4 protein-coding genes and 1 pseudogene are annotated in these 3,695 nt (G+C 69.9%); 1 reads left to right on the forward strand and 4 read right to left on the reverse strand.

The features are described 5' to 3' along the window. Nucleotides 1-35: 35 nt before the first annotated feature. Nucleotides 36-602: pseudogene (locus tag ACFWPJ_RS27440) on the forward strand (gamma-glutamyltransferase); the annotation flags it as partial. A 4-nt stretch (nt 603-606) separates the two neighbouring features. On the opposite strand, the gene ACFWPJ_RS27445 reads toward ACFWPJ_RS27440, so the two are convergent. The 4 genes from ACFWPJ_RS27445 to ACFWPJ_RS27460 all read right to left on the reverse strand — a co-directional run bounded on the left by ACFWPJ_RS27445 (nt 607) and on the right by ACFWPJ_RS27460 (nt 3,596). Continuing rightward, on the reverse strand, nt 607-1,107 hold the full coding sequence (locus tag ACFWPJ_RS27445) for a PH domain-containing protein (protein WP_378855576.1): 501 nt from the start codon (nt 1,105-1,107) through the stop codon (nt 607-609). Next, entirely contained in the window at nt 1,104-1,580 is a 477-nt protein-coding gene (gene ribH / locus ACFWPJ_RS27450) for a 6,7-dimethyl-8-ribityllumazine synthase (RefSeq protein ID WP_378855578.1), read from the reverse strand. The genes ACFWPJ_RS27445 and ribH overlap by 4 nt, the downstream gene beginning before the upstream one ends. A 25-nt stretch (nt 1,581-1,605) precedes the next feature. Further along, nucleotides 1,606-2,850 carry a bifunctional 3,4-dihydroxy-2-butanone-4-phosphate synthase/GTP cyclohydrolase II gene (locus ACFWPJ_RS27455; protein WP_378855580.1) on the reverse strand — a complete coding sequence of 415 codons (1,245 nt, stop codon included), beginning with the start codon at nt 2,848-2,850 and terminating at the stop codon, nt 1,606-1,608. A 122-nt stretch (nt 2,851-2,972) separates the two neighbouring features. Then, nucleotides 2,973-3,596 carry a riboflavin synthase gene (locus tag ACFWPJ_RS27460; RefSeq protein WP_378855582.1) on the reverse strand — a complete coding sequence of 208 codons (624 nt, stop codon included), beginning with the start codon at nt 3,594-3,596 and terminating at the stop codon, nt 2,973-2,975. Nucleotides 3,597-3,695 lie beyond the last annotated feature (99 nt).

The raw sequence follows: 3,695 nt of genomic DNA on the forward strand, positions 1-3,695 counted from the left end.
CACCCCACTTCTCGGTGGTCTAATTGTCGGCCACCGCGGCCGCGTTCCCCACCCCCGTGTCGGCGGCGTTCGGCTCGTTCCACTTCGTCGACGGCTTCCTGCTGAACAATCAGCTCACCGACTTCGCCGCCGACCCGCTCGACCCGGACGGCACCCCGGTCGCCAACCGCCTGCAGCCCGGCAAGCGCCCGCGCAGCTCGATGGCCCCCACCCTGGTGTTCGACCGCGACGACGCGGGCAACCGCGGCGACCTCGCCCTGGTGACCGGTTCACCCGGCGGCGCGGTGATCATCCAGTTCGTCGTGAAGACCCTGGTCAACGTTCTGGATTGGGGCGTCGACCCGCAACAGGCGGTCTCCGGCGTCTCCTTCGGCGCGGGCAACACCCCCGTCACCGGCATCGGCGGCGAACACCCCGACATCAATGCCACCGACAACGGCGACCACGATCCCCTGGTCCAGCGCCTTCGCGCCATGGGCCACCAGGTCTCGGTAGCACCGCAGACCAGCGGCCTGAGCGCACTACAACGCGACGGCAAGGACGGCTGGACCGGCGGCGCCGACCCCCGCCGCGAAGGAGCGGTCCTCGGCGACACCCGCTAGCGGGTCAGTCCTGGTCGGACGAATATGTGGCGCCCAGTTCACGCAGGCGTTCGATGGCGTCGGCGGCATGGGCCTTGTCGTTGGAGCGGATCGCCAGCATCGGGACGTAGTCATCGTCGGCCAATTCGAGGCGAGCCCACGACTTGCGGTCAGGGAACGCGGCGCCGCGGATGTAGGCCCACGGATACTCGTGATCGCCGAGGATATTGCGGACCGAGACCCCCGCGGCGCCGGCGCGGACCCTGGGCCGGGTGAGCAGCAGGACCGCGGCCGCGCCGAGGACGCCGATCAGGATCATCCCGACCTGGTCGGCGACCCGGAAGTTCACCCCGGTCGAACCGGTGCGCAGCAGCAGACCACCGGCGGTGAAGAAGACGAGGATGACGATCGCGACGACCACCGCGGTCCGGATCGCGCGCCGCGGCCGCACCTCGAATTCCCAGGTCGCCCCGGGTTCGGATGCGCCCGCACCGCGCCGCCAGGTCCGCACCACCGGCACGGTCACGCCGATCGCAGGGCGCGCAGGGTGAGCGCGGCGTCCAGGGCGGCGGCGCAGGCCTGCTCGCCCTTGTCCTCGGAAGAACCGGGCAGCCCGGCGCGGTCACGCGCCTGCTCCTCGTCGTTGGTGGTCAGCACGCCGTTGGTGACCGGGGTCGCCGCATCCAGCGACACCCGGGTCAGCCCGGCGGTCACCGCGTCACACACGTACTCGAAATGCGGTGTGCCACCCCGGATCACGACACCGAGCGCGACGACGGCGTCGTGCGTGCGGGCCAGTTCCTGGGCGACCACCGGCAGTTCCATCGCACCGGCGCAGCGCACCACGGTCACCTGCTCGACGCCGGCTTCCTTGGCGACGCGCTGCGCGTTGGCGACGAGGGTGTCGCAGATCTCGGTGTGCCAGCGCGAGGCGACGATGCCGAGTTTGACGTCTTTGGCCTGTGCCAGCGCGAAGGACGGGACACCCGTGCCGCTCATCGTTGCTACCTTTCGGAAGTGGTGGTCACTGCGCGGTTTCGCCCAGATCCAGGTCGTCGAGGCCGATCAGGTCGTGGCCCATCCGATCCCGCTTGGTGCGCAGGTAGTGCAGGTTCTCGGCATTGGCGCGCAACGGCATCGGCACCCGCTCGGTGATCCGCAGCCCGTAGCCGTCCAGCCCGACGCGCTTGGCCGGGTTGTTGGTGAGCAGACGCATCGACCGGATCCCCAGGTCGACCAGAATCTGCGCGCCGGTGCCGTAGTCACGGGCATCGGCGGGCAGGCCGAGATCGAGATTGGCGTCGACGGTGTCGCGGCCGGTGTCCTGCAGCTGGTAGGCCTGCAGCTTGTGCATCAGGCCGATGCCGCGGCCCTCGTGCCCGCGCATGTAGAGCACGACACCGCGGCCCTCGGCGTCGACCATCTCCAGCGCCGCGTCCAGCTGCGGACCGCAGTCGCACCGCAGCGAACCGAAGACGTCGCCGGTCAGGCACTCCGAGTGCACGCGCACCAGCACGTCCTCGCCGTCGCCGATCTCACCGCGCACCAGCGCGACATGCTCGGCCTCGTCGAAGATGCTCTGGTAGCCGACGGCCTTGAAGTCACCGTGCGCCGTCGGGATCCGCGCCTCGGCCACCCGCACGACATGCTTCTCGTGCTTGCGCCGCCACGCGATCATGTCGGCGATCGAGATCATCGCCAGATCGTGCTCATCGGCGAAGACTCGCAGCTCGTCGGTGCGGGCCATGTGCCCGTCGTCCTTCTGGCTGACGATCTCGCAGATCACACCCGCCGGGCGCAGACCGGCCATCCTGGCCAGATCGACCGCGGCCTCGGTGTGGCCGGGACGGCGCAGCACGCCGCCGTCCTTGGCGCGCAGCGGCACCACGTGACCGGGCCGGGTGAACTCGTCGGCCTTGGCCTCGGCACTGGCCAGCAGCCGCATGGTGACCGCGCGGTCGGCGCCCGAGATGCCGGTCGTGATGCCCTCGCGGGCGTCGACCGAGACGGTGTAGGCGGTGCCGTGCTTGTCCTGGTTCATCGCGAAGGCGGGCGGCAGGCCGAGGCGATCGCAGTCGTCGCCGGTCAGCGGCACGCAGATGTAGCCGGAGGTGTAGCGGATCATGAACGCGACCAGCTCCGGCGTGGCCTTCTCGGCCGCGAAGATGAGATCGCCCTCGTTCTCCCGGTCCTCGTCGTCGACGACGACGACAGCCTTGCCGGCCGCGATATCGGCGACCGCGCGCTCGATGCTGTCCAACCTGGTCACGTCTGCTTGCTCCGTATTCTTGGCGGCTGGCGCCGCGTATTTCTCGGCCTCTCGGCCTCGATTCTTCCTACACAGTACGGCGTGCTCCAGGCGGTTTCGGTGCCGCCCGGGGCCGCGGTAGGTCAGCCTCGCTGGGCGAGTCGCTCCACGTACTTGGCGATCACGTCGACCTCGAGATTCACCGTGGTGCCGACGGGCGCGGTGCCCAGGACGGTCAGCGCCAGCGTGGTCGGGATCAGCGAGACCTCGAACCAGTCGCGGTTGCCGTCGGCGGCGGGCTCGTCGGCGATGCCGAGGCCCGAGACGGTGAGGGAGACGCCGTCGACGGTGATCGAGCCCTTCTCCACCACATAGCGCGCGATCGCGTCGGGCAGCGAGATCCGGACGACCTCCCAGTTCTCCGACGGCGTCCGCGAGAGCACGGTGCCGGTGCCGTCGACGTGGCCCTGCACGAGGTGGCCGCCGAGGCGGCTGTCGATCGCGGCGGCGCGCTCGAGGTTGACGCGGGAGCCGGCGACCAGGGCGCCGATGCTCGACCGGTTCAGCGTCTCGGCCATGACGTCGACGGTGAAGCTGTCGCCGTCGATCACGTCGACGACGGTGAGGCAGACACCGTTGACGGCGATCGAATCGCCGTGCCCGGCATCGGAAGTCACCAGCTTGCCGCGGATCGTCAACCGGGCGGCGTCGGCCAGCTGTTCGGTGGCGACGATCTCGCCCAGCTCTTCGACGATCCCTGTGAACATGCCTGACTCCCTTGTCGCGTCATCTGTACCCGTTGGGCCCAACAGCAGGTGGGTGGCCGCTATTCCCGGCGGCACCCGCTCACCGCACAGCCTAGTGGC

Origin of the sequence: Nocardia sp. NPDC058497, assembly GCF_042720195.1 — a bacterium.
GTDB lineage: Bacteria > Actinomycetota > Actinomycetes > Mycobacteriales > Mycobacteriaceae > Nocardia.

What these genes read in the sequence shown, in the direction of transcription:
- ACFWPJ_RS27460 (WP_378855582.1), bottom strand. Translation starts at nt 3,596, where the DNA reads ATGTTCACAGGGATCGTCGAAGAGCTGGGCGAGATCGTCGCCACCGAA.
- ribH (WP_378855578.1), bottom strand. Translation starts at nt 1,580, where the DNA reads ATGAGCGGCACGGGTGTCCCGTCCTTCGCGCTGGCACAGGCCAAAGAC.